Here is a 24020-nt window from a genome sequence, read left to right as displayed (position 1 = left end):
TCACTAAAGCTGTGACGCAAAAGCATTTGTTAATCAAGCTCATAAAAAAGTTTAAATTGCGCTCATGTCAGGTCGATGATAAAATAATATAACCAATCTGTCTTGAATATTTATTAAGAATTTCCACTGAAAATTTTTCCTGAAATCCGTCTACTTTATAATAGAAAGGTTGCGTACAATGAGACACACTGAATTGCCTGTCAAACAAGGCCTGTACGATCCCCAGTTCGAAAAGGATGCCTGTGGAATGGGGTTTGTCGCCCATATCAAAGGCAAGCCATCCCATGATATTGTAAGTAACGCTTTGACCATGCTCTTCAATATGGAGCATCGGGGAGGCCAGGGAGCAGAACCAAACTCAGGTGACGGAGCCGGCATTATGCTGCAGATTCCGCACCGTTTCTTTGCCGGTGAAGCCAGCAAGCTTGGATTTGAACTGCCTGATCAGGGGCTTTACGGCGTAGGCATGATATTTTTGTCTCACAACGAGGAGATCCGGGCCCGCCACGAAGCGCTCCTTAGCGAGATTATCACCGAGGAAGGCCAGCAGGTGCTCGGCTACCGCGATGTACCTACCTTTGACGAGATGCTGGGCAAGACAGCCAAGGCGGCTAAGCCTTATGTGCGCCAGGTATTCATCGGCCGTTCCGAAGGAATCAAGGATGATCTGGCCTTTGAGCGCAAGCTGTACGTCATCCGCAAACGTGCCGAACTGTCGATCCGCTATGGCGGTGCAGAAGAAGGCGAATCCTTTTATGTGCCAAGCATGTCCTGTCGAAAGATCGTATACAAAGGCATGCTGACCACTGCGCAGGTAGGCCAGTTCTATCTGGATCTGCAGAATGAAACGCTGGAATCGGCGATTGCCCTTGTGCATTCCCGGTTCAGCACCAACACATTCCCGAGCTGGGAACGTGCCCACCCATACCGTTTCATGATCCATAACGGTGAGATTAATACTTTGCGCGGCAATGTGAACTGGATGCATGCCCGCCAATCGCTGTTCAAGAGTGAAGTATTCGGGGAAGACCTGAGCAAGATCAAGCCTGTCGTGAATCCTGACGGCTCCGATACGGCTATGTTCGACAACACCTTCGAGTTCCTGTACCTCAGCGGGCGTTCCTTGCCACATGTAGCCATGATGATGGTTCCTGAGCCATGGGGCAACCATGACAGCATGGACGAGGAGAAGAAGGCATTCTATGAATACCACAGCACGCTGATGGAGCCGTGGGATGGACCTGCTGCAATGGGCTTCACCGACGGAGTACAGATCGGTGCGATTCTTGACCGCAACGGCCTTCGCCCTTCGCGTTATTATGTAACCAAAGACGATTTGATTATTTTATCCTCGGAAGCCGGAGTGCTTGATATTCCTGCTGAGGATGTACTATACAAAGACCGGTTAAGACCAGGACGTATGCTGCTGGTAGATACGAAGCAGGGCCGGATCATTTCCGACGAAGAAGTCAAAGCCGAGATTGCTTCTGAGCAACCTTACCGCCAGTGGCTGGATGAGCATCTGATTGGCCTTGACGAGCTTCCCGATGCTCCAGAGCTGCCGAATCCGAAGCATGACAATGTGCAACAGCTGCAGCAGTCTTTCGGGTATACCTTTGAAGATCTGCGCAAGGTGCTGGAGCCGATGGCTTCCACCGGTGCCGAAGCTGTAGGCTCGATGGGATATGATGCCCCATTGGCTGTACTGTCGGACCGTCCGCAGCGTCTCTATAACTATTTTAAACAAATGTTCGCCCAGGTAACCAATCCACCGATCGATGCAATCCGTGAAGAGCTGGTTACCTCGACAGCGACAACTATCGGACCTGAACGCAACCTGCTTAAGCCGGAACCTGAGAGCTGCCGGCAGATTTCACTGGATTCACCGATCCTGTCCAATGAGGATTTTGCGAAGATCCGCCATGTCCGCCGCGCAGGGTTCAAGTCGATGTCGATCCCGATCCTGTTCCCGGCTGAGCTGGGTGCGGAAGGGCTGCGCATCGCGCTGGAGCGGATGAATGAAGCGGCTGACCGCGTTATGGCCAAAGGCCATAACATTCTGATTCTGTCCGACCGTGGCGTAGACCGTGAGAATGCTGCTATTCCGGCATTGCTCGCAGTTTCCAGCCTGCATCACCATCTGATCCGCTCGGGAACCCGTACCAAGGTCAGCATTTTGCTGGAATCCGGCGAACCGCGTGAAGTGCATCATTATGCGCTGCTGCTCGGCTATGGGGTGAGTGCGGTCAACCCGTACCTCGCTTTCGAGAGTCTGGATGACATGATCGGCCAGGGCTTGCTGCGCGGCATCTCACATGAGAAGGCTGTGAAGAATTATATTAAAGCTGCGACGAAGAGCGTAGTGAAAATATTGTCCAAAATGGGCATCTCGACGATTCAATCCTACCGGGGTGCGCAGATTTTCGAAGCTGTTGGCCTGAATTCGGAGTTCGTGGACCGTTACTTCACCTGGACACCTTCCCGTATCGGCGGCATTGGCCTGGAAGAAGTGGCAGCGGAGACGCTTGCCTCTCATAACCGTGCCTTTACTGACAAAGATGGTAGTGACAAGGTGCTCGATTCCGGCGGTGAATACCAATGGCGCAGTGACGGGGAAGAGCATCTGTTCAACCCGCAGACCATTCATCTTCTCCAGCACTCCGTGCGGAGCGGCGATTACGGGCTGTATAAGAAGTATGCGGCACTTGTGCAAGGAGAGAGCGAGAAGCATCAGACGCTCCGTTCCATGCTGCAGTTCAAGCCTTCGAATTCACCAATTCCACTGGATGAGGTGGAACCTGCAGAATCCATCATGAAACGCTTCAAGACCGGTGCCATGTCCTTTGGCTCGATCAGCAAGGAAGCGCATGAGACACTGGCGATTGCGATGAACCGCATCGGCGGCAAGAGCAATACCGGTGAAGGCGGAGAAGATCCGGCCCGGTTTACTCCGGACAGCAACGGCGATTCCCGCCGCAGTGCGATCAAGCAGGTGGCATCGGGTCGATTCGGGGTTACCTCGAATTACCTGGTCAATGCTGACGAAATTCAAATCAAGATGGCGCAGGGGGCCAAGCCTGGTGAAGGCGGACAGCTTCCGGGCCGCAAGGTATATCCTTGGGTCGCAGAAGTACGCGGATCCACAGCGGGTGTAGGTCTGATCTCACCGCCTCCGCATCATGATATTTACTCTATTGAGGACCTGGCAGAATTGATCTACGATCTGAAAAATGCCAATCCCCGTGCCAATATTAACGTGAAGCTCGTATCTGAAGTCGGTGTGGGAACCATCGCTGCCGGGGTAGCCAAAGGGCGTGCCGATATTATCCTGATCAGCGGCTACGATGGGGGTACCGGCGCATCGCCGATGAACTCTATCCGTCATGCCGGCCTCCCTTGGGAGCTTGGCCTGGCTGAGACCCATCAGACCTTGATGCTGAACAATCTGCGCGACCGTGTTGTACTGGAAACGGACGGCAAAATGCTTAGCGGCCGTGACCTGGCAGTCGCTGTGCTGCTCGGCGCTGAGGAGTACGGATTTGCCACTGCACCGCTTGTAGCTGTAGGCTGTATTATGATGCGGGTATGCCAAATGGATACCTGTCCGGTAGGTGTTGCTACCCAGAATCCGGAGCTGCGTAAGAACTTTACCGGTGATCCGCAGCATGTCGTGAACTTTATGACCTTTGTGGCACAGGATCTGCGTGAGATCATGGCGGAGCTTGGTTTCCGCACCATTCAGGAAATGGTTGGACGCACGGACTGCCTGGATGCCGTCAAAGCTTCGAGTCACTGGAAGAAGAAAGGCGTAGATTTGAGCAGCCTGCTGCACACTCCGGCTATGCCGGAAGGAAGCACTCGCTACCGCAGTCAGACGCAGAACCATGGCTTAGAAGAAACAATGGATGTTTCCAAGCTGCTCGACCTTGCTGCACCGGCACTGGAATCCGGTACAGTGGTTGAAGCTTCACTTCCGATCACGAACGTCAACCGTGCGGTAGGAACCATCCTGGGCAGTGAACTGACCCGTAAATATGGAGCAGCAGGTCTTCCGGATGATACGATCCGCCTGCATTTCACAGGTTCGGCTGGACAGAGTCTGGGGGCGTTCGTACCGAAGGGAATCACGATCACGGTTGAAGGGGATTCCAATGACTATGTCGGCAAAGGACTTTCCGGCGGTAAGCTGATCATTAAGCCGTCCTCTAAGGCGACCTTCGCCGCCGAAGATAATATCATCATCGGGAATACGGCCATGTACGGTGCTACCGGCGGTGAAGCTTATATCAGCGGGATTGCCGGCGAACGGTTCGCCGTCCGCAACTCCGGTGCGAATGTCGTTGTGGAAGGCGTGGGCGACCATGGCTGTGAATACATGACCGGCGGCCGTGTGGTTGTGCTTGGCGCAACGGGTCGCAACTTTGCGGCAGGCATGTCGGGCGGTATCGCCTACGTGTATGATCCGGACAATACGTTCGTCAAACGCTGCAACATTGAGATGGTTCTCTTGGAGCGTGTGGAGGAGCTCGAAGAAATTGCTGAACTGCAAGGTCTGATTACCCGCCATACCGAGCTTACAGGCAGTAATGCCGGACAACGTATCCTGGATACATGGGATGAGGCCCTGCCGAAATTTGCCCGTGTCATTCCGAAGGACTATAAACGGATGATGGAGCAGATCCGCAAGGTGGAACAGACCGGTCTGACTGGCGAAGCTGCCCTGATGGCTGCATTTGAAGCGAATATGCGTGAGCTTGCGCGTGTTGGCGGCTAAACGCTAACCACTCTCGAATAAAATATAAACCAAGGGACAACATCACCTCCTTAACCGGAGGGAGGTTGTCCCTTTTACTATTGCTGCATTTTTTCCCGGTTTTCAGGAAAAAGGAAAGTTGTGGTAGAATAAAACCCATATAAAATGAAATTGATGAAACAACAATAAGGTGAAAGTAACGGAGGGGAAGTTTGGAACTGGAGGAGCGCTAGCGATCGCCTAAAAGCTTTCCGAAGGAAAGCTCGCTTCGGAAGCATCATCAGTTCACGGATTTCAATCGCGTGCAGCGGTCCTAATCAAGAAATCTGTGAACAACAGCGACCGGAAGTCCAAACATTCCCGGAGTTACGGCAATCACCTTGCACGCTGAACTATCAATTATTTTATATACACCGACGAAAGGAAGTGAGACCATGCCGAACACGGCAGAAGTGGTGAAGCCCGTAGCCAGCTTAATGGGTGTAACCAAAAAAATGGGCAACAAGACGCTGGTCAGCGACTTGACGCTCGATATCCCGCCCGGACAAATCTTCGGATTTCTCGGGCCGAATGGTGCCGGTAAAACAACAACCATTCGTATGATGGTCGGACTGATCTCGATCAGCCGCGGAGATATCCTGATTTGCGGCCGCAGCATCAAGGATCATTTTGAAGAAGCGGTTGCAAATATTGGGGCGATTGTGGAGAACCCTGAGATGTATAAGTTCCTTAGCGGGTACCAGAATCTGCGCCAATATGCGCGGATGGTGCCAGGCGTGGACAAGAAGCGGATTCAAGAGGTTGTAGAGCTGGTTGGGTTAGGGCAGCGGATACACGATAAGGTGAAGACCTATTCACTGGGGATGCGCCAGCGGCTGGGTGTAGCCCAGGCGCTGCTTCACCGTCCCAAGCTGCTGATCCTGGATGAGCCGACAAACGGGCTTGATCCACAGGGGATTCGCGAGCTGCGCGACTATCTGCGCCGTCTATGCCAGGAGGAAGGTACAACGGTATTTGTCTCCAGCCATCTGCTGTCCGAGATGGAGCTGATGTGCGACACAGTGGCAATCATCCAGAATGGCAAGCTGATTGACGTGAAGCAGCTTAAGGCTGTAGGCACGGAGGTGCTGCCCATCGGCGAGACGCTGTTTGAGGTTAGTGATCCTGAAGCGGCATTGGCCTTGCTGGGGACCGGGGTACTGAAGGATGGTGGAATTGCCGTGGAAGCGGACCGCGAAGCTATCGCTGAATTGAACGCGAAGCTGGTCACGGGCGGGATCAAGGTCTACGGCATTAAAGTACTGGCCCGTTCACTTGAGGATCAATTCCTGGAAATCACCGGAGGTGAAGGCATTGGGTAATTTCGCGGCTCTCATACATAATGAGAACGTTAAAATCTACAGTCGTATACGTACATGGATTATGCTCATTATTCTGGCTGTGATGAGCGCGCTGTTTCCGGCGCTGTTCTACTTTACCAGCAGTGATACCTCCACAACAGAGCTGTGGAACAGCTTTCAAATGACCGTGAGTATCGCATTTTTCCTCAATACGATTTTTACAGTTGTGATCGCCTCCGACTCCGTTGCGGGCGAATTTTCCTGGGGGACTATTAAGCTGCTGCTGATCCGCCCATGGAGCCGTTCCAAAATACTGCTCTCCAAGTACATCTCCCTAATTCTGTTCAGCTTGCTGAGTACGGCTGTACTGATCGTATTTGGATATGTGTCCGCGCTTATATTTTCCTCTTCCTCCGGGCTTGGAGGAGCTTCAATGTCTGCATGGAGTCCAGCAGAATATACGTTCCTGGGCATTCTGTGCAGCTATGCCGAGCTCTTTCTGACCGCTGCTCTGGCCTTTATGGTGTCGAGTGTCTTCCGTGCAAGCGGACTGGCGATCGGGTTGTCACTGTTCATTATGTTTGCCAAGGATATTTTTGTTGCCATCTTTAGCCCTGAGCGTTATGAGTGGGCTAAATATCTGATCTTCACCCATATGGATCTGCATGGTTACCTGCTGACAGATAAGGGCCCGGGTGGAGTCACATTGGGATTTGCCATCGCGGTACTAGCCGTCTATTATCTTCTATTCATGCTGGTGTCCTGGATTGTATTCCGTAAAAGAGATGTTGCTGCATAAACCGGACTGCTGCACCAGCCCGATTCAAGGTTGTTCTGAACAATAAAAATTAATATGTTCTATAGGGACGGCTAAGCCGTTTCGGCTTGTTTGGAGCCGCGTTTGCCGGCTTTGTCCGTATGCCCGTTTTTCTGAAGTCCGCCCGCTTTTTCTGTGGCGGGCTCTTCGGCCATGGCAACGGTGCCATTCAGCACGCTGCCCTCCATGATGCTTAAGGTGCCGGCCAGAATATTGCCATGCAGCTGTCCGGTACCCGTCATCATTAGTCTCTGATCGGCAACCACATCGCCGTATACCTTGCCCGCAATGATGATGTCCTGTGCTTTGATGGTGGAGCGGACGGTTCCCTGTTCACCGACGGTGACAGTGCCCCGGCAGTGGATTTCTCCGCTGAAGTTGCCCTCAATCCGTAAATTGGTGTCGCAAGTAACTTTGCCCTCCAGTGTACCCCCGTGCCCGATCAGCGAGTCGGTGGATTTCACCGGCGTGTGCTGTTTGTTTTTATTCCACATGCGTTCATCCTCCTGAGTGTTTGTTAGATGTACTCCACTGAATAACTTCGTACTTAACTTTCTTCCTGCTCAAGGCTGTACATAACCCAAAGGATTGACCGGTTTGTTTTGTTTGACCACCTGGAAATGAAGATGGGGTCCCGTGCTGCGTCCGGTATTGCCGAGCAAACCGATCTTCTGGCCTTTGCTTACCTTGGTGCCCGGGGAGACCAGCATTCCATTCAAATGCATGTACCAGGACTCCAGTCCATTGTCATGTTTGATAATAATATATTTGCCTCGTGCGCCCATTTGCTCGGCGGCGGTGACCACGCCATCCATGGCAGCATATACGGGATCGCCGATACTGCCTGCTATATCGATGCCGGAATGATAGGCTGAAGTCCCGTTGAAAGGGTCTGAACGGTAACCGAAGCTGGAAGTAATGACCTTGGACTGGGTAGGCCAGATGACGGCAGGTGCCAGCCGGGCTTTTTCAGCAATCGCTTTTTTGGCCTGGAGATTGGCTTTAGCGGTATTTGCTTTTTGGGCTTCTGTAATCGTCACAGGGATCCTGCTCATCATTTCATCCAGCATGCCGCGAATTTCCTCATAGTCATCCTTCGTTTCCCGCACCAGCTCCAGGGAATCGTTCGGGTAGACAGCGATATATTCCCCGCCCACCTGTGGCGTGAATGTGCCGTCTGGCGATGCGGCAGCAGCTGATACAGCGGAAAAAGAAGCCCCGCCAGAATAATGTGTTTCTGCCGGAGGAGATAATACTGTACCCGCTGCAGGTGTAGAGGGATCCACGGTACTGGATGTCTTGGGGGCGGAGGATTTCTCTTTACCGCTGGCAGCTGGACTGCTACCCTTGTCAATCAGAGACTGCAGCTGCTGCTCCAGCTCGCTTACGCTTTTCAGTTTGTCTTTGATGCTGTCAGCTTCCTCCGATAATTCAGTAACCTGGCTGCGAAGCTGCAGCAAGGCCTGATCCTTATCGGCAACCTTCATTTCCATACGAAGATTGGTCAGGGACAGTGCCGCAGCTTCGGCTTCAAGCTCGGAAATGGAGCGGGAGGCATGAAAATGCATGGAAGTGACCAGACTGGAGAGAGAAAGGGCGGCAGCGGCCGGCAGCGCAAGAGCGAGCGGCTTGGATAGCTGAAGCTGCCTTACCGGACGTCCGGCTTCACGGACAACTAGCAGCGTGATCCGGTTATGATCGGGCTGATTCTTCATAGCTTCTCCTTTCCTGCGGCTCATGCAGCCGCCTTGTGTTCACTGAAGTCCTGATTTCTGTGGGCTCATCCGAATCGTCCTACTACTCTATGTATTCCATGTCCGTGGGGAACATGACAACGGTTTGCTGGAATTAGGAGGGAGACTTACGGTGACAGCTGTACTAGAATCACCTCAGCTTAATCGTGGAAGTACAGAGTTGCCGGATGCCAGTGGACCTGTAACGTGCTTGGACTAACTATAAAATATTCAAGAGGGTGACGGATTGGTAATATTGGCGCTTATTCTATGTTTTTTTATTCTGCAGATTGCTGTAATCCTGCTGCTCGAATTCCGCCGCCCGCAAAGAGCGTTGGCCTGGTTGCTCGTTACCTTCTGCTGCCCGCCGCTGGGGCTGCTGTTCTATTATTTTTTCGGCCAGGATTATTGGCAGAACCGCAAGCTCGAGAAGAGATGTATTTCGTTGTTTCGGGAGATCCGTTCTCATGTGTCCGGCAAAATCAGGCTAGTGAAACATGCGGAAGAGAGTGGGAATCCGCATGTTTCAGACTATAAAGGACTGCTGTTCCTGCTCTCCCGGCTGTCGGAGATTCCGGTCACCGGCCGGAACAAGTGCCAAGTACTGGCTGACGGACAGGAAGCTTACGGCTCCATGCTTGAAGCTATGGAAGCAGCTCGGGAGCATATCCATATGGAATTCTATATTTTTCGTGATGATGAGATCGGAAAGCAGTTCCAGGAGGTCATGATCCGCAAAGCGCGCCAGGGAGTGAGGGTACGCCTGCTTTGTGATGGACTCGGCAGCCACAAGCTAGGCCGCGGCTTCATTGGCAGGCTGAGAAATGCCGGAGTAGAGGTTCATTTCTTCCTGCCGCCACTAACTTCCCTGCTGGAGCGCAGGTTCAATTTCCGGAATCACCGGAAAATCGTTGTCGTCGATGGACGTGTGGGGTTCACCGGTGGCATGAACGTAGGGGATGATTATTTGGGGAAAGATCCAAAGCTGGGATATTGGCGGGATACCCATCTCCGTCTGGAAGGGGATGCGGTCTACAGCCTGCAGTATGTTTTCCTGAAAGATTGGAGGCTGGCAGCAGGTGAGGGAATGAGCCATCCCCGCTTTTTCCCGGCGCATGAATGTGCGGAAGAAGAGGCTGTTCTCGTTGTCGCCAGTGGACCGGACGGGGCGCTGGACGCCTCACAGGAGATGTATTTCGCGTCAATTGTAGCGGCGAAAGAGCGGATATGGATTACCTCACCTTATTTTATTCCCGATCCTACGATCTGCCGGGCGCTCAAGAGTGCGGTGCTTGCTGGAGTGGATGTGCGGATAATCATTCCGGACAAACCGGACAACAGGCTGGTGTACAATGCGTCTCTTTCTTACCTGGAAAACCTGCAGGATGCCGGAGTGAAATTCTACCGCTATCAGAAAGGTTTCATGCATGCCAAGGTGATGATTATCGATGATGTTCTGGGGACGGTGGGGAGTGCCAATCTGGATATGCGGAGCTTTTACTCCAACTTTGAACTGACAGCCGTTATGCTCAGCCCGGAGGTGATCGCGCTGCTTGCTGCTGGTTTTGAACAGGACATGGAGCATAGTGAATTTATTGAACCAGCAGTATTTCGGAGAAGAGGACAAATTGTCAAATGCATAGAAAGTCTTTGTCAGCTGTTATCACCGCTTTTATGACAGTTTAAGCGATAGAAACTTGTGTTTTCGAAGGTTCTAACATTTTCTATGCCATAAAGGACCCTCTTTTATGATATAATGAAGGTATAAGAAGTAACTATACTTTTAATAGGGGGAGTTCTATGACTGTAAGCCAACAATTATTCACGAATGAGGAACAGAAAAAACCACAGAAATCAGAGGCCTTTAAGAGGGCCAAATTGGTTCAAAGGATCGTAATGATCGTGCTTGGATCAGCGATGATGTCTGTGGCATTGGAGATTTTCCTTGTTCCCAATCAATTGATTGACGGCGGAATTACCGGTATTTCCATTATGATATCCCATATTTTCCATATCCCGCTGGGGATTATATTAACTCTGCTTAACTTGCCGTTCCTTGTAATCGGCTATAAGCAAATCGGCAAAACCTTTGCCTTATCCACTCTGTTTGCGGTTGTTCTGATGTCCATTGGCACTCAGCTGCTGCATCCTGTAGATCCTCTTACAGGCGAACCTCTGCTTGCCGCAGTCTTTGGCGGTGTTATTCTGGGCGTGGGTGTTGGCCTGGTGGTACGGTATGGAGGATCGCTGGATGGAACAGAAATCGTCGCCATTCTGGTCTCAAAAAAGCTTCCATTCTCCGTAGGTGAAGTAGTGATGTTCTTCAACCTGTTTATTCTTTCCGGTGCAGGCTTTGTGTTTGGCTGGAACAATGCTATGTTCTCATTGATTGCGTACTACATTGCTTTTAAGGTGATTGATGTTACGCTTGAGGGTTTGGATCAATCGAAATCGGTATGGATCATCAGCGATAAATTCCGTGATATCGGAGAGGCGCTGACCGAGCGACTCGGACGTGGTGTTACTTATCTGGATGGGGAAGGCGGCTTCTCCGGAGATAACAAGAAAGTGATTTTTGTGGTGATTACCCGTTTGGAAGAAGCGAAGCTTAAAGCTATTGTTGAAGATTGGGATACCGAGGCTTTTGTCGCGATTGGCAATATCCATGATGTTAAGGGCGGCCGCTTTAAGAAAAAATCAATCCATTAGCTTTGCCCGCAAGAAACGGGAGCGCTAACCGAAGGAAGGTATATTTACGAACGACAGAGTAATCAATTCGGCGTCTGTATTAAGTATCGCCGCATTCTCATATAGAGTACCTTCCGTCCATATGGTGGACGCCTGATAAGCCCGCAGCCTGATTAGGCATTTGCGGGCTTATTGCTTTTTGGAGAGGAGAAAATTAAGGGAGCTTGGAGATAAGAGCTTCCACGGGCTGTGCAGGCACTTTGGCGATCAGATCACCCATGCGGCTGAGGCGCTCCTCGATGTTCTGCAGGTGGAAATCAGCAGGCGAGACATCCCGCCGAACCTCTTCCCACAGAAGAGGAGTAGAGACGGTAGCCAGCGGGCGGGCTCGTGGCGTATAAGGTGCAGCCAGCGTTTTGCCGCCGTAATGTTGAAGGTAATCAAAATAAATTTTGTCCCCCCGATGCTTCTTTAGCCGCTCCAGGGTAAACAGGTCCGGACGTTTCTCCGTCACATACCGGCCGACAAAGTGGCCGATCCGTCGAAGGCCGTCGAAGGTGACTCCGGGGCGGATAGGAACAATAATCTGCACGCCTGTTGCACCGGAGGTCTTCGGTACTGAGGCAATGCCCAGAGATTGGAGCACCTCGCCTACGACTGCAGTCGCTTCCATAATCCGCGGTTCGACTTCAAGCGACGGGTCAAGGTCAATCATCCATTCGCAGGGCAGCTCACTTCCCACGTAATGAAGCGAGGGATGAAACTCCAGGGCGGCCATATTGCCCAGCCAGAGCAGCTCCGGCAGCCCTTGAAGAAGGATATAAGTGATGTTGTCGTGTGTTGCTGTGCGGACAAAGTCGGGCAGGGGCTCCGGCGCATTTTTCTGATAAAAGGACATGCCTGGCACGCCGTGCGGATAGCGGATCACCGTCAGGAGACGGTCCCGGCAGTATTGCAGCAGATAAGGGGAGAGGGCTGCGAGTTTCTCCAGATAAATCCGTTTGGTAATGCCCCGCTCCGGCCACAACAGCTTCTCCGGGTTCGTTATGGTGATTTCTTGTCCTCCGACGGTAATGGAACCCCGGATAGTCTTGGGCATCCGGCATCCTCCTTTTGAAATAAGGGATATCTTGCACTGTCAGCCTTTCTGCTCGATCCGGCAGGACAGCGGGGGAAGGTCTAATTGGGCTTGGATGACAGGTTGGCGCAGGGTTCCCGAGAGGTTCCACTCCAGGAAATGCAGCTTAAAGACCAGCTGGGGCTGTATCCAGACGGCTCCCTTACTCCGCTGCGGGACAGTGGTGAAGGGCATGTCTGAAGTTCGAAGCTTCTCAACATGTGCAGTTAAGCTGCGCCAATCCTGTACCGTCATCCGGCCTGCTCCGGCATGCCCGATATAATGCAGCTTGTCTTCGCTGTCATAAAGGCCAAAGAGCAGAGCATTCACAAGTCCATCCCTGTAAGTGACACCGCCAACTACGGCGGTTACGTCGGAGATGATCTTGCGCTTTTGCCAGCGGCCGTCTTTTCCGCCGGGTGCATAGGTACTGTTGATGTCCTTGCACACAATCCCTTCCAGGCTTCCGTTCTGTGCAGCGGCTAAAAGCTCGGAAGGTCGGGTATAGCTGGGCACGTTCTGCACATGGGGATGGGGAAGCAGGATGTGGCTTAAGGTCTGCTGCCGGCTCGACAGCGGCTGGTCCAGAAGCCATAAGCCATCACAATACAAAATATCAAATATCATATAGAGCACGGGAACCTGCGGGCGGACAGCCTTAATGGCTGCGGCATTCTTCAGGCTGTCCCGGCGCATCACCTCATGAAAGGACGGTTTGCCGCCGCTGAGCGCGATGACTTCACCGTCCAGTATCACAGATTCAGCCCTGCAGTAAGCTCTGGGGTCGGCGATTTCAGGATACTGCAGGGTGCGGCGGTTGCCGCGCCGGTTAATCAGTTCAGCGGCTTTCCCGTCGTAATAGGAGAGCATACGCACACCGTCCCACTTAATCTGCGCAATCCACTGGTCACCCTCCGGCAGCTGTGACGCCAGTATAGGTTCAAAAGGAACTACCGGCTGCAGCTTCATGGGTTAAGCACCGGATTCCTTACTCTTGGCTGTGCGCCGTTTGGGTTTGGGCGCTATGACCGGGATCGGTCCGGTGGCCTCATTCACAACCGCAGTACCGGCTGGGACTTTGGATGATTTGGCAGTGGCTGTTTTTTTCCTGGCGGCTGCGCCAGTTTGCGGTTTCGTCTTGGCGGCAGCGGGCGATGGTCCCGGATCTGTCGGAATATGCTGTACCGCCTCGATACTGGCCTGAAGTGCAGCCATCAGATCGATGACATTGCTCTCCTGGCGGGCTGGAGCAATATGGAATTCCTCGCCAGCTATCTTATGGGTAATCAGGTCAAGCATCCGCTGGCGGTAGTCATCGGTGTATTTGCCCGGCTCAAACGGGGTGGACAGCTGTGAAATCAGCAGCTTGGCCATATCCAGTTCCTTATCGCTCACGATGCCGGGCTCCGGCAGTCCTGGAACCTGGGATACAGGCCGGACCTCATCGGGATAATATATCGTTTCGATTGCCAGGCAATCAGCCAGCACGCGGATGGCGGCGAGGCTGCTTTTGGACCGGATGGAAATTTTGGCGATTCCGATCTTGCCGGTCTGGCGCATGGCTTCCATTAATAGACGATACGCGTTAGTTCCCGCCTGGTCAGGAGAGAGGTAATATGTTTTTTGAAAATAAATCGGGTCGATCTCCGTTAAGTCCACAAAATCCAAAATGGTAATGCTCTTGCTGCTCTCCTCTGTCAGCTGATCCAGCTCTTCTTTGTCAAACAGGACAAATTTCCCCTTCTCATACTCGTAGCCCTTGCCGATTTCCTCCCAAGCCACTTCCTTGTCGCAGACAGGGCATTTGCGCACATAGGACAGCGGACTGCCGCATTCCTTATGGATGTAGCGCAGTGATATGTCTTTGTCCTCGGTAGCGGAGAACATTTTGACTGGAACATGGACAAGCCCGAAGCTGATGGCCCCTTTCCAAACGGTATGCATGATGATCCCTCCTGATCCAAATGTGCTTTGGCTTAGTATGCGGCAGCAGGTCTTTTTCTAGCCTGATGCATTTTTTGCGCCGGTTGGGAAAAAATAAGCCCAGGCATGAAGGATAACCTGCGTTCAATTGGAGGTAGCAGAAATGGATCAGGAACGAAACGAATGGATCGATGCTTTGTCAGAGCAGGATATCCCGGCTGAAGCCGTGGATTGGGAGAGTATTGTAGAGACAGGGGAAGACGAAGAGCTGCCTGGAAATTTCGACCGGCTGGATGCAGAAGCGACGATCGGCGAACTGCCGACGGTGGATGATAACCTATTTAAGGAGAACCAAAAATGAACATACAGCGGGCAAAGGAAATTTACGCTTCCAAGGATATGATCTCTGTTCATTTGGATGGAGAGCCGGTCTGGATCGAACATGTGGATACAGATAATGGGATGGCTACTGTGCAGGTGGGCTCACGTCCGACAAATACGCATACAGTGGGCGTGGAGCGTTTGGAAGAGCAGGGTAGCTAGGCCCTGAGATATTGTGGAAAAAGACCGATTGAGGGGGCAGTACCCGTTCAATCGGTTTTTTATTATTGACGGAGGCTGAACCAAACCCCTATATTGAACTTGTGAAAATGATGAAAAGAGTGATCCATGGTGCGTCCTATATTGTTGGGTGTTTGTTCGGCACTGTTTTTTGCTATAACATTTGTACTTAACCGGAGGATGGAGCTGTCAGGCGGGAGCTGGGCGTGGAGTGCCTCCCTTCGTTATTTGTTCACACTGCCGTTTCTGCTAACCATCGTGGCAGGGCGCGGCAGACTTAGGCCGCTTCTGGCTGCAATGAAAGAGAAGCCCTCTGCCTGGCTGTTGTGGGGAACGGTTGGCTTTGGCCTTTTTTATGCTCCGATTTGTTTTGCTGCTGCCTATGCACCAGGCTGGCTTACGGCAGGGACCTGGCAGATTACGATTATTTCCGGCTCAATCCTGGCCCCTTTCTTCGGGCAATGGGTGAACGGACCTTCAGGCAGACTATACATACGCGGGAAGATCCCTTTGCGCGGCCTGGGCTTGTCCCTTATTATTTTACTCGGTGTGGTGCTGCTTCAGGCGGAGCATGCAAGAACACTTGCTCCGGAACAAGTGCTCATGGGCATTATTCCTGTGCTGATTGCCTCGTTTGCCTATCCGCTTGGAAACCGGAAAATGATGGAGCTGTGCGGTGACCGCCTGGATGTGTTTCAGCGGATTCTGGGCATGACCCTGGCCAGTCTACCGTTCTGGGTTATTGTTGGACTGTACGGCCTGGCGGACAGCGGACTCCCTTCCTCTTCCCAAGCGGGACAATCCCTTATCGTTGCGCTATCTTCAGGAATTATTGCGACAGTGCTCTTTTTCCGGGCTACAGATATGGTCCGCAGCAGTATGGGAGGACTTGCGGCGGTAGAAGCAACCCAATCCCTGGAAGTACTTTTTACCTTGGCGGGAGAGATGCTGATTCTTTCTTCACCGGTGCCTTCAATGCTCTCGTGGATTGGTATTGCCGTCATTATTATAGGGATGGCTTTGCATAGTTTGTTCTCGGAACATACGAAGAACCAAGCCTCTGCTTCTTTGGCGCTACCCGCTGCCCCGGCTCTGGCAGCAGACGGCAAAGAGTGAAGGACGGCTGTTGCGGTGGAAGTATCATACCGATATAATTGAAAGTATTGTTACTTGGAAAGCTGGAGTATTTTAATATGTAGAGGTGGTAGTTGCAGCTTGAACAACAACGCTGAAACGGTGTTCACTTACCGTTCATATAGTCTGGCGGATACAGATTTGCTGGCAGCTGAGCTGGCCGCCTCGGCGGCGGCAGGCATGGTAATCGGGCTGGACGGCGATCTGGGCGCAGGAAAGACGGCCTTCTCACAGAGCTTTGCGCGTCATTTGGGCGTGGAAGGGATCGTCAGCAGCCCCACTTTTACGATCATCAAGGAGTATCAGGGACGCCTTCCGCTGTACCATATGGACGTATACCGTATTTCGCTTCAGGAAGCGGATGAGCTGGGACTGGATGAGTATTTTTATGGACAGGGTGTGAGCCTGGTCGAATGGAGCAGTATAATTTCGGATTTGATGCCGCCGCAGCATCTCCATATAGCCATGGAAACTTACGGGCCGGAGGAACGGCTAATTACGGTGACCGGAAGCGGGGAGCCTTACGGTGAGTTATGCCGGGCTATGATCCAGAAGTGGGGTAATGAAAGATGAAGAATCAAATGGAAGAGCCGCGTAAGCGGTTTTTGGCGCTGGATACATCCACGGCTGTACTCGGAGTAGCGATAACGGAAAACGGCAAGCTGCTGCACGAGACGAATGCTTCCGGGGAACGGAACCATTCCGTACACCTGCTGCCGATCATTGAGCAGGCACTGCAGGCTACCGGCACAACCTCCGCCATGATTGGCGGAGTCTCTGTGGGCCTGGGTCCCGGATCTTACACCGGAACACGCATCGCTGTTACAGCTGCAAAGACACTGGCCTGGGCCTGGAAGGTGCCAGTAGCCGGTATTTCGAGTCTGCAGGCGTTGGCTTGGGGCGGTTTGGTTGCGGCTTTGGGGCAGCCGGAGGGGGCAGAAGGGAATCCAATGTCCGGGACAGGCCCGGACTGGATCATTCCTCTGCTGGATGCGCGCCGCGGGCAAGCCTACACTGCACTGTTCGTTGCGGACGGTGATCGGGCGCCCCGCAGGCTTGAACCGGACGCTATCCGGCTCATGGCAGACTGGGTGCAGCACCTGGCCGACAGACTGAAGGAGGCAGCGGCAGAAGGCATGAAGCCACGCGTGATTTGGTTTGTCGGAGAGACGCAGCTGCACGGCAGCGAAGAAACGACTTTTTTGCTGGGTGAGCTGGGACGGGTACAGGCTGTGCCTTATGAGATGGAAGGCCGCTGGGCAGGTTATTTGGGGGAAAAACGCCTGCAAGCTGGAAGCGATGATCTGCACAGTCTAATCCCGAATTATACTCAGCTTTCCGAAGCGGAAGCCAATCTGCGACGGAGCAGTGAAGGGAGCCTGAATCAATAATGATGGAGTCGGAGCCAGTAAAAGATCAGGGAACGGAGCTTGTATTCCGCCTGATGAAGCTTGAGGATATTCCCGAAGTTCTGATTATTGAACGGGAAGCCTTCACGATGCCGTGGACGGAGGAAGCCTTCCGCAATGAACTGTCGCATAATCATTTTGCTAAATATATGGTCATGGAGCTGAACGGGCATATTCTGGGTTATGCGGGAATGTGGGCTATTGTCGACGAAGCGCATGTGACCAATATTGCCTTACTTGAGGCGTACCGGGGACGTAAATGGGGAGAAAGACTGCTGGACGAGCTGATGAAGACGGCTGCTTTTTTGGGCATGAAGTCCATCACACTGGAGGTCCGGGTCTCGAATGAGGTTGCCCAGAATTTGTACCGCAAAATGGGCTTCCGTCCTGCAGGTACCCGCAAAGGTTATTATTCGGATAATCGCGAGGATGCACTGATCATGTGGGCGGATCTGCCGGAGTATGGGGAGCAAGGCATGACGGAAGGAAGCGTGGACCTGAAATGAAGATACAAACGGGTGAAGTCCAGCCTGTGCTAATACTGGCTATTGAGACTAGCTGCGATGAGACTTCCGTTGCGGTGGTAAAAGACGGCAGCGAGGTGCTCTCGAACATCATCTCAAGCCAGATCGAAACGCACCGCGCGTTCGGCGGCGTCGTGCCCGAAGTGGCATCCCGCAAGCACGTGGAGGTTATTACACTGGTGATAGAGGAAGCGCTGGCGGTGGCTGGTGTACAACCGGAACAGCTGACGGCCGTTGCGGTTACTCAGGGACCGGGTTTGGTAGGGGCGTTGCTGGTCGGTGTTGTAGCTGCCAAAAGCCTTGCGCTTGCCTGGGGCAAGCCGCTGATCGGCACGCATCATATTGCCGGGCATATCTATGCCAACCGGCTGGTTCAAGAGCTGCAATATCCGAACATGACGCTAGTCGTGTCCGGCGGACATACGGAACTGGTCAGCATGCAGCGGGAAGGTGAGTTCCGGATTATCGGCCGTACCCGCGATGATGCCGTGGGCGAAGCCTATGACAAAGTTGCACGGGCACTCGGGTTTCCTTATCCCGGCGGTCCCCATGTGGACCGTCTGGCCCGCGAGGCAACCGAAGCTGTGCCGCTTCCGCGTGTCTGGCTGGAGCCGGGCTCCTATGATTTCAGCTTCAGTGGCCTGAAGTCGGCGGTGCTGAATGTGGTCAATCAGAGCAAGATGAAGGGGCTTGCGCCGGATGTGGCCGGCATTGCCCGAGGCTTCCAGGAGTCAGTGGTCGAGGTACTTGTGGAGAAGGCGGTTCGTGCTGTAAAAGCAAACCAAGCCCGGCAGCTCCTGCTAAGCGGAGGCGTAGCGGCCAACAAGGGTCTGCGCGAAGCGCTGACGGCTCGCTGCGGGGCAGAGGGCATCGAGCTGATCATTCCGCCTCCGGTGTACTGCACCGATAATGCAGCTATGATCGGTGCAGCGGCTTATGTGAAATGGCGGCATGACGGCAGTACGCCGCTGGACATGGTTGCCGATCCGGGGTTCTCGCTGGAAAAATGGTCGGTAGGAGCCTATTGACATCTTTTGGAGCTGGCGGGTATAATCAGTTCAATCATTATTCATAATTTGAACAAACGCGATGAATGGAAGCAGTAAGGAACCTCCGGGATTAGAGAGCTGCGGGTCGGTGCAACGCAGTCGAAGGAGACCTGAACTCGTCCGGGAGCGGAACGGTGGAAGCAGGAGGTTCCTTGTATAGGGACATCAACCGGTGCATAAGTTTGCCGGACCTTTCGTACACCGTTACGGTTTGCCTCCGTAAGAGGGTCGCCCTGCACAGCAAGGATGGAACAAGTAATTGCTCCTGGTGTGCTTGCAAAGGCGTAGAGTGGATATCGTGAGGAACAGCTAAAGCGCTGGCTGAACCGGGATATCAACAAGAGTGGTACCGCGAAGGTGAACAGCCTGTCGTCTCTTGAATGAGACGGCAGGTTTTTTTGCGTGGGTTGGCACGGAACGTATATAGAGTACACGCGATGAACGGGAGTAGTAGATGATGACGGTGAACAGAGAGCTGCGGGTTGGTGCGACGCAGTCACCGGAGGCATTGAATCTCGCCCGGGAGCGGAGCGGCGGAACAGCGTAACATATGCCGCTACGGATGTCCCCGTTACAGGACCTTCATGGAGTGCTGAGAGCCACTATGGCTTGGCAGGCATCTGTGGGGAAGAGCTGGACGCAGCTTGAAGCTTTGCTCACATTAAGAAAGCTGTGCGTCAAAAAGAGTGGTACCGCGGAGGGGTGACCCGCCGTCTCTTTAATAGAGATGGCGGGTTTTTTGTGTTATTCAGGTGGTTGCTGGCTAAAGCACCATTCTGGAAAAGCAATTGAGAGTGAAGGCTGTCGCATAAATATGCAGTCAGCTACTCTATACTTGCTGCCGGCAGCAGTGGGCGGGATATCAGGAGAGCCGCAAGTCGACGTGGGGCTCTTGCAAGAAACTTTAGCTGAGTAAAAAAACTTTCAGGAGGTTTTCCATGATTATTCCGGTAAAAAAACGAATTCAGATTTTTGACACGACGCTGCGTGACGGCGAGCAGGCTCCCGGGGCAAGCCTCACTCCGGAACAAAAGATTATTCTGGCCTATAAGTTGGCTGAGCTGGGCGTGGATGTACTGGAGCCGGGGTTTCCGGTATCCAGCCCGGGGGATTTTGCCGCTGTGGAGACGATCTCCCGGAAGGTGCAAGGGGTGGAAATCTGCGGCTTCGCCCGTGCGGTCAAAGGGGACATTGATGCAGCCGTCCGGGCGACCCGGGATGCGGAGCGGCGGCGGATTCATCTGTTCATCTCCTCCTCCGACATTCATCTTCGCCATCAGCTGCGCAAGAGCCGGGCTGAAGTGGTGGCCGCCGCCCGAGAGATGACAGCCTATGCAAGGCAATTTTGCGGAGTGGTGGAATTCACTGCTATGGATGCCGCGCGGACGGGCATTGATGATTTGATCGAAATGGTTGAGGCTGTCATTGAGGAAGGCGCAACGATTATCAATCTCCCCGATACGGTAGGTTACGCGCTTCCGCAGGAATACGGCGAGATGTTCCGCCGGGTCCGGCTCGGAGCCAGGGGCGGAGATACCGTGAGCTACAGCGCTCACTGCCACAATGATTTGGGGCTTGCTGTAGCCAACAGTCTGGCTGCTATCGCCGGAGGGGCCACGCAGATTGAGGTAACGGTCAACGGTGTGGGCGAGCGCACCGGAAACTGTGCGTTGGAAGAGCTGGTCATGGCGCTGGAGACCCGGGGAGATGTGCTGGGTGCGGAAACCGGAATTGTACTGGAAAAGCTGTATGACACCTCTCGGATCATCAGCGGGGCGATGCATTTTCCGATTGCCTACAACAAGCCGGTTGTCGGCAGAAATGCCTTCCAGCATGAATCGGGGATTCACCAGGACGGGCTGCTGAAGGACCGCAGCACCTATGAAATTATGGACCCGGAGCGGCTGGGCATTCCGCGAAGCATGATCATTCTGGGCAAGCATTCCGGCCGGCATGCGCTCAAGGACCGTGCAGCAAAATATGGCATTGCCCTGAGTCCCGGGGAGCTGGACGCCCTGTATGAATCCTTCAAGGAGACGGCTGACCGCCAAAAGGCTGTCAGCGACGATGAACTGCTGCGAATGGTCAGCAGCACAACCGGACAGCAGGCGCAGGTCTATGAGCTTGGCGAGGTCCAGGTGCTGGCCGGCAGCGCGCCGCGCCGCGTAGCCGCTGTTACGGTGCGGCATTTGAGAAGCGGTGAGGAGACGTCGCATACCAGCACCGGCGACGGACCGCTGGAAGCCATCATTGCCGCGATTGGGCAAGGGATTGCCGAAGAGATTGACTTTACCGGACTTGAGCTGCATTCCCTGGGCAGCGGGGAGCACGCACAAGCCGAGGCGGCGGTCCTTGTGGAATGGGAAGGCAATACATTCAGGGGAACGGCTATTCATCAGGACATTGTAATGGCGGCGGGGATAGCTTATATCGCGGCTTGTAATTCGGCATTGCTCTCCTCCGGGGAGCAGATGGAGCTGGTTCCGGAAGAAGCGGTACGGATTCCGGAGTAACTTGCCTGTCGCTATGTGATATCCAATAAGGCAGCAGCGGCTTTTAATACCATACACAATCTACGAGTCATCTTCAGGGCGTAGTCCCCGGGAGGAGGCTCGTTTTTTTATATAGTTGCAGAATTCACACATTTTTTGACGAAAAAATCAGAAATAAATGCCATTAGAATCATTTGTCAAGCTGTGGACAACGTTATCCACATATTCTGTCCGAATTGTGTAAAAACCGTGTAAAATCAGCAATAACAGCATTTTTTATTGCCCGCAAAATACAGATTTACTAAGAGACGATTTCTTGTGGGGATTGTGGATAATGTGGATAGTTCGGTGGATAAAAAGTCCTTGACAAGGAAAAACGCGATTTTACGCATAAAAAAAGGCCACATGGGCCTTTTTACGCTATGAGTTATACACGAAAACTGTGGATAGCCTTGTGGATAACTATTTATGAACAAATCGGGAACGGTTAAAAAATATTTATTTAACGCATTTACATTATTCGTCAGCAAGGTTTTCCCATTCGCTAAATAAATTTCCAAGCTGTTCTTTTTTGAGCTTCAAATCACCTTCATGCTCCTGAAGTGCCATATAATCCTGAAAAACCTCGGGTTTGGTCATTTCATTCTCAATCCTGGCGATGGTCTCCTCAAGCTCAGCAATGTTCTCTTCCAGTTCGGAAATCCGGCGCTGGCGGTTCCGTTCCTCCCGTTTCGCTTGTTTTTCTGCTTCATAGGAAAGTGCAGTACCTTTTTCTGCAGCCTGAGCTTCCGTGTCGGCGTTTTTGGAGGCCTTGGCAGAGGCCAGCTCCGCTTCGTCCAGGGCTATAGCTTCAAGCTCTTTCTTTTTCTCGATATAATCGTCATAATTGCCCAAATATTGATCAATCCCGCCCGGATGAAGCTCCAGTACGCGTTCGGCCATTTTGTTCAGGAAATAACGGTCATGAGAAATGAAGAGCAGGGTGCCTTCAAAATCAATCAGCGCCGACTCCAGCACCTCGCGGCTCACCAGATCTAGATGGTTGGTAGGCTCATCAAGAATGAGCATATTGGCACCGCGCAGCATGAGCTTGGACAGCGCCACACGCGCTTTTTCACCGCCGCTGAGTGCGGCAACCTTCTTGAGGACATCTTCGCCGCTGAAAAGGAAATTACCAAGAATGGTGCGGATCCTTGCCTCCTCCAGCATCGGGTATTCGCTCCACAGCTCTTCCAGCACAGTATTGCGCGGATTAAGCCGTGTCTGTTCCTGATCGTAGTATGCGATCTTCACTTTGGTTCCCCAATTGACGGTGCCTGCGGAAGGCTCACGCGTGCCGGTCATACACTGCAGCAGTGTGGACTTGCCGATCCCGTTCGGGCCTATCAGGGCTGCCGTTTCACCCCGGCGCAGTTCAAAAGAGGCGTTCCTGAACAGCGGCACTGCGTTTTCGCTGAAGGCTACTGCGACATCCCGCACTTGAAGCACCTCTTTGCCGGACATGAAGTCCGGTTCGAAGGAAAAGCTGGCTTTTTTCAAATCACCAAGCGGCTTATCGATACGGTCCATCTTGTCGAGTGCTTTGCGCCGGCTCTGCGCCCGTTTGGTTGTGGAGGCGCGCACGATGTTGCGCTGCACGAACTCCTCCATCCGCGAAATCTCGTCCTGCTGCTTCTCGTACTGCTTCAGCCGGATCTCATATTCTGCGGCTTTCAGATCCATATAGCGGGTATAGTTGCCTGTATATCTCCGAGACTGGTGGCGTTCGATCTCTACGATTGTAGTCACCAGGCGGTCAAGAAAATAACGGTCATGGGAGACGACCAGAATGCCTCCGGCATAGCTGCGCAGATAATCCTCCAGCCAGGTGAGTGTTTCGATGTCGAGATGGTTGGTCGGTTCATCCAGCATCAGCAGATCCGGAGCCTGAAGCAGAATGCGGGCCAGCGCCAGCCGGGTTTTCTGGCCACCGCTTAGCGTGGCAATTGGTGTATCAGGCGAGAACTCCCCGAAGCCCATCCCGTGCAGCACACTGCGGATGCGCGTGTTCATCTCATAGCCGCCATGATCCTTGAACCAATCCGAGCGTCTGGCGTAACGTTCCAGCAGATCCTCATAACGCTTTGGGTCATCTGCCAGCTTCGGATCGGCAATATCTGCCTCCAACTGCCGCAGTTCCGCTTCCGCTTCGATCAGCGGAGCGAATACGGCCAGCATCTCCTCTTGAATAGTCTTGTCTGACTGCAGCCCGCTATTCTGGGCCAGGTAACCGATAGTGGTTTCCTTGGATTTATGAATCTGCCCGCTGTCAAAGGACATTTCACCTGCGAGAATCTGTAGAAAAGTGGACTTGCCGGCCCCGTTCACACCGACCAGGCCTACCCGTTCCTTCTCGTTCACCTGCAGGCTGATGCCGTCCAGCACGCTCTGTATTCCATATGATTTTGTAATTCCTGTCGCTTGAAGAAGCATACCGATGA

General features: G+C 53.0%; 19 protein-coding genes and 1 other annotated feature. Of the genes, 13 read left to right on the top strand and 6 right to left on the bottom strand.

Annotated features, from left to right (window positions below; all coding sequences use genetic code 11):
- Window positions 1-178 precede the first annotated feature (178 nt).
- From gltB to ACTJKB_RS16280, 3 genes are all read left to right on the top strand, one after another.
- Window positions 179-4774 (top strand): glutamate synthase large subunit, encoded by a 4596-nt coding sequence (gene gltB, locus ACTJKB_RS16290; protein WP_440835334.1) that lies wholly within the window; start codon window positions 179-181, stop codon window positions 4772-4774.
- Between the two features lie 413 nt (window positions 4775-5187).
- A complete protein-coding gene (locus tag ACTJKB_RS16285) occupies window positions 5188-6114 on the top strand; it encodes an ABC transporter ATP-binding protein (protein WP_440835332.1) in 927 nt (308 codons plus the stop codon).
- Window positions 6107-6892 carry an ABC transporter permease gene (locus ACTJKB_RS16280; protein WP_440835330.1) on the top strand — a complete coding sequence of 262 codons (786 nt, stop codon included), beginning with the start codon at window positions 6107-6109 and terminating at the stop codon, window positions 6890-6892. Before ACTJKB_RS16285 ends, ACTJKB_RS16280 begins: the two co-directional genes overlap by 8 nt.
- A 71-nt stretch (window positions 6893-6963) precedes the next feature.
- Here the strand turns inward: ACTJKB_RS16280 and ACTJKB_RS16275 are convergent, their stop codons facing one another.
- Window positions 6964-7404, bottom strand: coding sequence for a bactofilin family protein (locus ACTJKB_RS16275; protein ID WP_440835329.1), 441 nt, complete (start codon window positions 7402-7404; stop codon window positions 6964-6966).
- Window positions 7405-7473: 69 nt separating this feature from the next.
- A complete protein-coding gene (locus ACTJKB_RS16270; RefSeq protein WP_440835327.1) occupies window positions 7474-8649 on the bottom strand; it encodes a peptidoglycan DD-metalloendopeptidase family protein in 1176 nt (391 codons plus the stop codon).
- 241 nt (window positions 8650-8890) lie between these two features.
- On the opposite strand from ACTJKB_RS16270, the gene cls reads away from it, so the two are divergent.
- Both cls and ACTJKB_RS16260 read left to right on the top strand, forming a co-directional pair.
- Complete coding sequence (cls, locus tag ACTJKB_RS16265) at window positions 8891-10321, top strand: cardiolipin synthase (protein WP_440835325.1); 1431 nt, start codon at window positions 8891-8893, stop codon at window positions 10319-10321.
- Between the two features lie 122 nt (window positions 10322-10443).
- Window positions 10444-11352 carry a YitT family protein gene (locus ACTJKB_RS16260; RefSeq protein WP_440835323.1) on the top strand — a complete coding sequence of 303 codons (909 nt, stop codon included), beginning with the start codon at window positions 10444-10446 and terminating at the stop codon, window positions 11350-11352.
- 193 nt (window positions 11353-11545) lie between these two features.
- On the opposite strand, the gene ligD is transcribed toward ACTJKB_RS16260, so the two are convergent.
- From ligD to ku, 3 genes are read right to left on the bottom strand one after another with little or no spacing between them, the layout of a single operon-like run.
- Window positions 11546-12430, bottom strand: a complete 885-nt coding sequence (gene ligD / locus ACTJKB_RS16255) for a non-homologous end-joining DNA ligase (protein ID WP_440835321.1) — start codon at window positions 12428-12430, stop codon at window positions 11546-11548.
- Window positions 12431-12469: 39 nt separating this feature from the next.
- On the bottom strand, window positions 12470-13417 hold the full coding sequence (locus ACTJKB_RS16250) for an ATP-dependent DNA ligase (protein WP_440835319.1): 948 nt from the start codon (window positions 13415-13417) through the stop codon (window positions 12470-12472).
- A 3-nt stretch (window positions 13418-13420) separates the two neighbouring features.
- Entirely contained in the window at window positions 13421-14392 is a 972-nt protein-coding gene (ku, locus tag ACTJKB_RS16245; RefSeq protein WP_440835317.1) for a non-homologous end joining protein Ku, read from the bottom strand.
- A gap of 142 nt (window positions 14393-14534) precedes the next feature.
- Here ku and ACTJKB_RS16240 point away from each other — a divergent pair, with 142 nt between their 5' ends.
- The 8 genes from ACTJKB_RS16240 to ACTJKB_RS16205 all read left to right on the top strand — a co-directional run bounded on the left by ACTJKB_RS16240 (window position 14535) and on the right by ACTJKB_RS16205 (window position 21561).
- Entirely contained in the window at window positions 14535-14732 is a 198-nt protein-coding gene (locus ACTJKB_RS16240; protein WP_440835315.1) for a hypothetical protein, read from the top strand.
- Window positions 14729-14914 (top strand): H-type small acid-soluble spore protein, encoded by a 186-nt coding sequence (locus ACTJKB_RS16235; RefSeq protein WP_379154561.1) that lies wholly within the window; start codon window positions 14729-14731, stop codon window positions 14912-14914. Before ACTJKB_RS16240 ends, ACTJKB_RS16235 begins: the two co-directional genes overlap by 4 nt.
- Window positions 14915-15043: 129 nt before the next feature.
- Window positions 15044-16048, top strand: coding sequence for a DMT family transporter (locus tag ACTJKB_RS16230; protein WP_440835313.1), 1005 nt, complete (start codon window positions 15044-15046; stop codon window positions 16046-16048).
- Window positions 16049-16147: 99 nt separating this feature from the next.
- The gene (gene tsaE, locus ACTJKB_RS16225) at window positions 16148-16639 is read left to right on the top strand and encodes a tRNA (adenosine(37)-N6)-threonylcarbamoyltransferase complex ATPase subunit type 1 TsaE (RefSeq protein ID WP_440835311.1); all 492 of its coding nucleotides are present in this window, start codon (window positions 16148-16150) and stop codon (window positions 16637-16639) included.
- Complete coding sequence (tsaB, locus tag ACTJKB_RS16220) at window positions 16636-17457, top strand: tRNA (adenosine(37)-N6)-threonylcarbamoyltransferase complex dimerization subunit type 1 TsaB (protein WP_440835310.1); 822 nt, start codon at window positions 16636-16638, stop codon at window positions 17455-17457. Before tsaE ends, tsaB begins: the two co-directional genes overlap by 4 nt.
- On the top strand, window positions 17457-17981 hold the full coding sequence (rimI, locus tag ACTJKB_RS16215) for a ribosomal protein S18-alanine N-acetyltransferase (RefSeq protein WP_083607010.1): 525 nt from the start codon (window positions 17457-17459) through the stop codon (window positions 17979-17981). Before tsaB ends, rimI begins: the two co-directional genes overlap by 1 nt.
- A complete protein-coding gene (tsaD, locus tag ACTJKB_RS16210) occupies window positions 17978-19027 on the top strand; it encodes a tRNA (adenosine(37)-N6)-threonylcarbamoyltransferase complex transferase subunit TsaD (RefSeq protein WP_440835308.1) in 1050 nt (349 codons plus the stop codon). Before rimI ends, tsaD begins: the two co-directional genes overlap by 4 nt.
- Window positions 19028-19476: 449 nt before the next feature.
- Window positions 19477-19769 (top strand) — a binding site (T-box leader).
- A gap of 217 nt (window positions 19770-19986) precedes the next feature.
- Window positions 19987-21561 carry a 2-isopropylmalate synthase gene (locus ACTJKB_RS16205; protein ID WP_440835306.1) on the top strand — a complete coding sequence of 525 codons (1575 nt, stop codon included), beginning with the start codon at window positions 19987-19989 and terminating at the stop codon, window positions 21559-21561.
- Between the two features lie 495 nt (window positions 21562-22056).
- Here the strand turns inward: ACTJKB_RS16205 and ACTJKB_RS16200 are convergent, their stop codons facing one another.
- Window positions 22057-24012 carry an ATP-binding cassette domain-containing protein gene (locus ACTJKB_RS16200; protein ID WP_440835304.1) on the bottom strand — a complete coding sequence of 652 codons (1956 nt, stop codon included), beginning with the start codon at window positions 24010-24012 and terminating at the stop codon, window positions 22057-22059.
- Window positions 24013-24020: the final 8 nt, after the last annotated feature.

Source organism: Paenibacillus sp. 22594 (genome assembly GCF_052044425.1).
Classification (GTDB): domain Bacteria; phylum Bacillota; class Bacilli; order Paenibacillales; family Paenibacillaceae; genus Paenibacillus_AQ.
The sequence above is the reverse complement of the archived record's forward strand: the minus strand, read 5'-3'. Positions and strand labels throughout refer to the sequence as shown.

Coding starts and splice junctions, on each gene's coding strand:
- ACTJKB_RS16275 (WP_440835329.1), bottom strand. CDS start 7,404: ATGTGGAATAAAAACAAACAGCACACGCCGGTGAAATCCACCGACTCG.
- tsaB (WP_440835310.1), top strand. CDS start 16,636: ATGAAGAATCAAATGGAAGAGCCGCGTAAGCGGTTTTTGGCGCTGGAT.
- ACTJKB_RS16235 (WP_379154561.1), top strand. CDS start 14,729: ATGAACATACAGCGGGCAAAGGAAATTTACGCTTCCAAGGATATGATC.
- ACTJKB_RS16285 (WP_440835332.1), top strand. CDS start 5,188: ATGCCGAACACGGCAGAAGTGGTGAAGCCCGTAGCCAGCTTAATGGGT.
- ACTJKB_RS16250 (WP_440835319.1), bottom strand. CDS start 13,417: ATGAAGCTGCAGCCGGTAGTTCCTTTTGAACCTATACTGGCGTCACAG.
- ACTJKB_RS16240 (WP_440835315.1), top strand. CDS start 14,535: ATGGATCAGGAACGAAACGAATGGATCGATGCTTTGTCAGAGCAGGAT.
- ACTJKB_RS16270 (WP_440835327.1), bottom strand. CDS start 8,649: ATGAGCCGCAGGAAAGGAGAAGCTATGAAGAATCAGCCCGATCATAAC.
- ACTJKB_RS16260 (WP_440835323.1), top strand. CDS start 10,444: ATGACTGTAAGCCAACAATTATTCACGAATGAGGAACAGAAAAAACCA.
- ACTJKB_RS16200 (WP_440835304.1), bottom strand. CDS start 24,012: ATGCTTCTTCAAGCGACAGGAATTACAAAATCATATGGAATACAGAGC.
- tsaD (WP_440835308.1), top strand. CDS start 17,978: ATGAAGATACAAACGGGTGAAGTCCAGCCTGTGCTAATACTGGCTATT.
- rimI (WP_083607010.1), top strand. CDS start 17,457: ATGATGGAGTCGGAGCCAGTAAAAGATCAGGGAACGGAGCTTGTATTC.
- ligD (WP_440835321.1), bottom strand. CDS start 12,430: ATGCCCAAGACTATCCGGGGTTCCATTACCGTCGGAGGACAAGAAATC.
- ACTJKB_RS16205 (WP_440835306.1), top strand. CDS start 19,987: ATGATTATTCCGGTAAAAAAACGAATTCAGATTTTTGACACGACGCTG.
- ku (WP_440835317.1), bottom strand. CDS start 14,392: ATGCATACCGTTTGGAAAGGGGCCATCAGCTTCGGGCTTGTCCATGTT.
- gltB (WP_440835334.1), top strand. CDS start 179: ATGAGACACACTGAATTGCCTGTCAAACAAGGCCTGTACGATCCCCAG.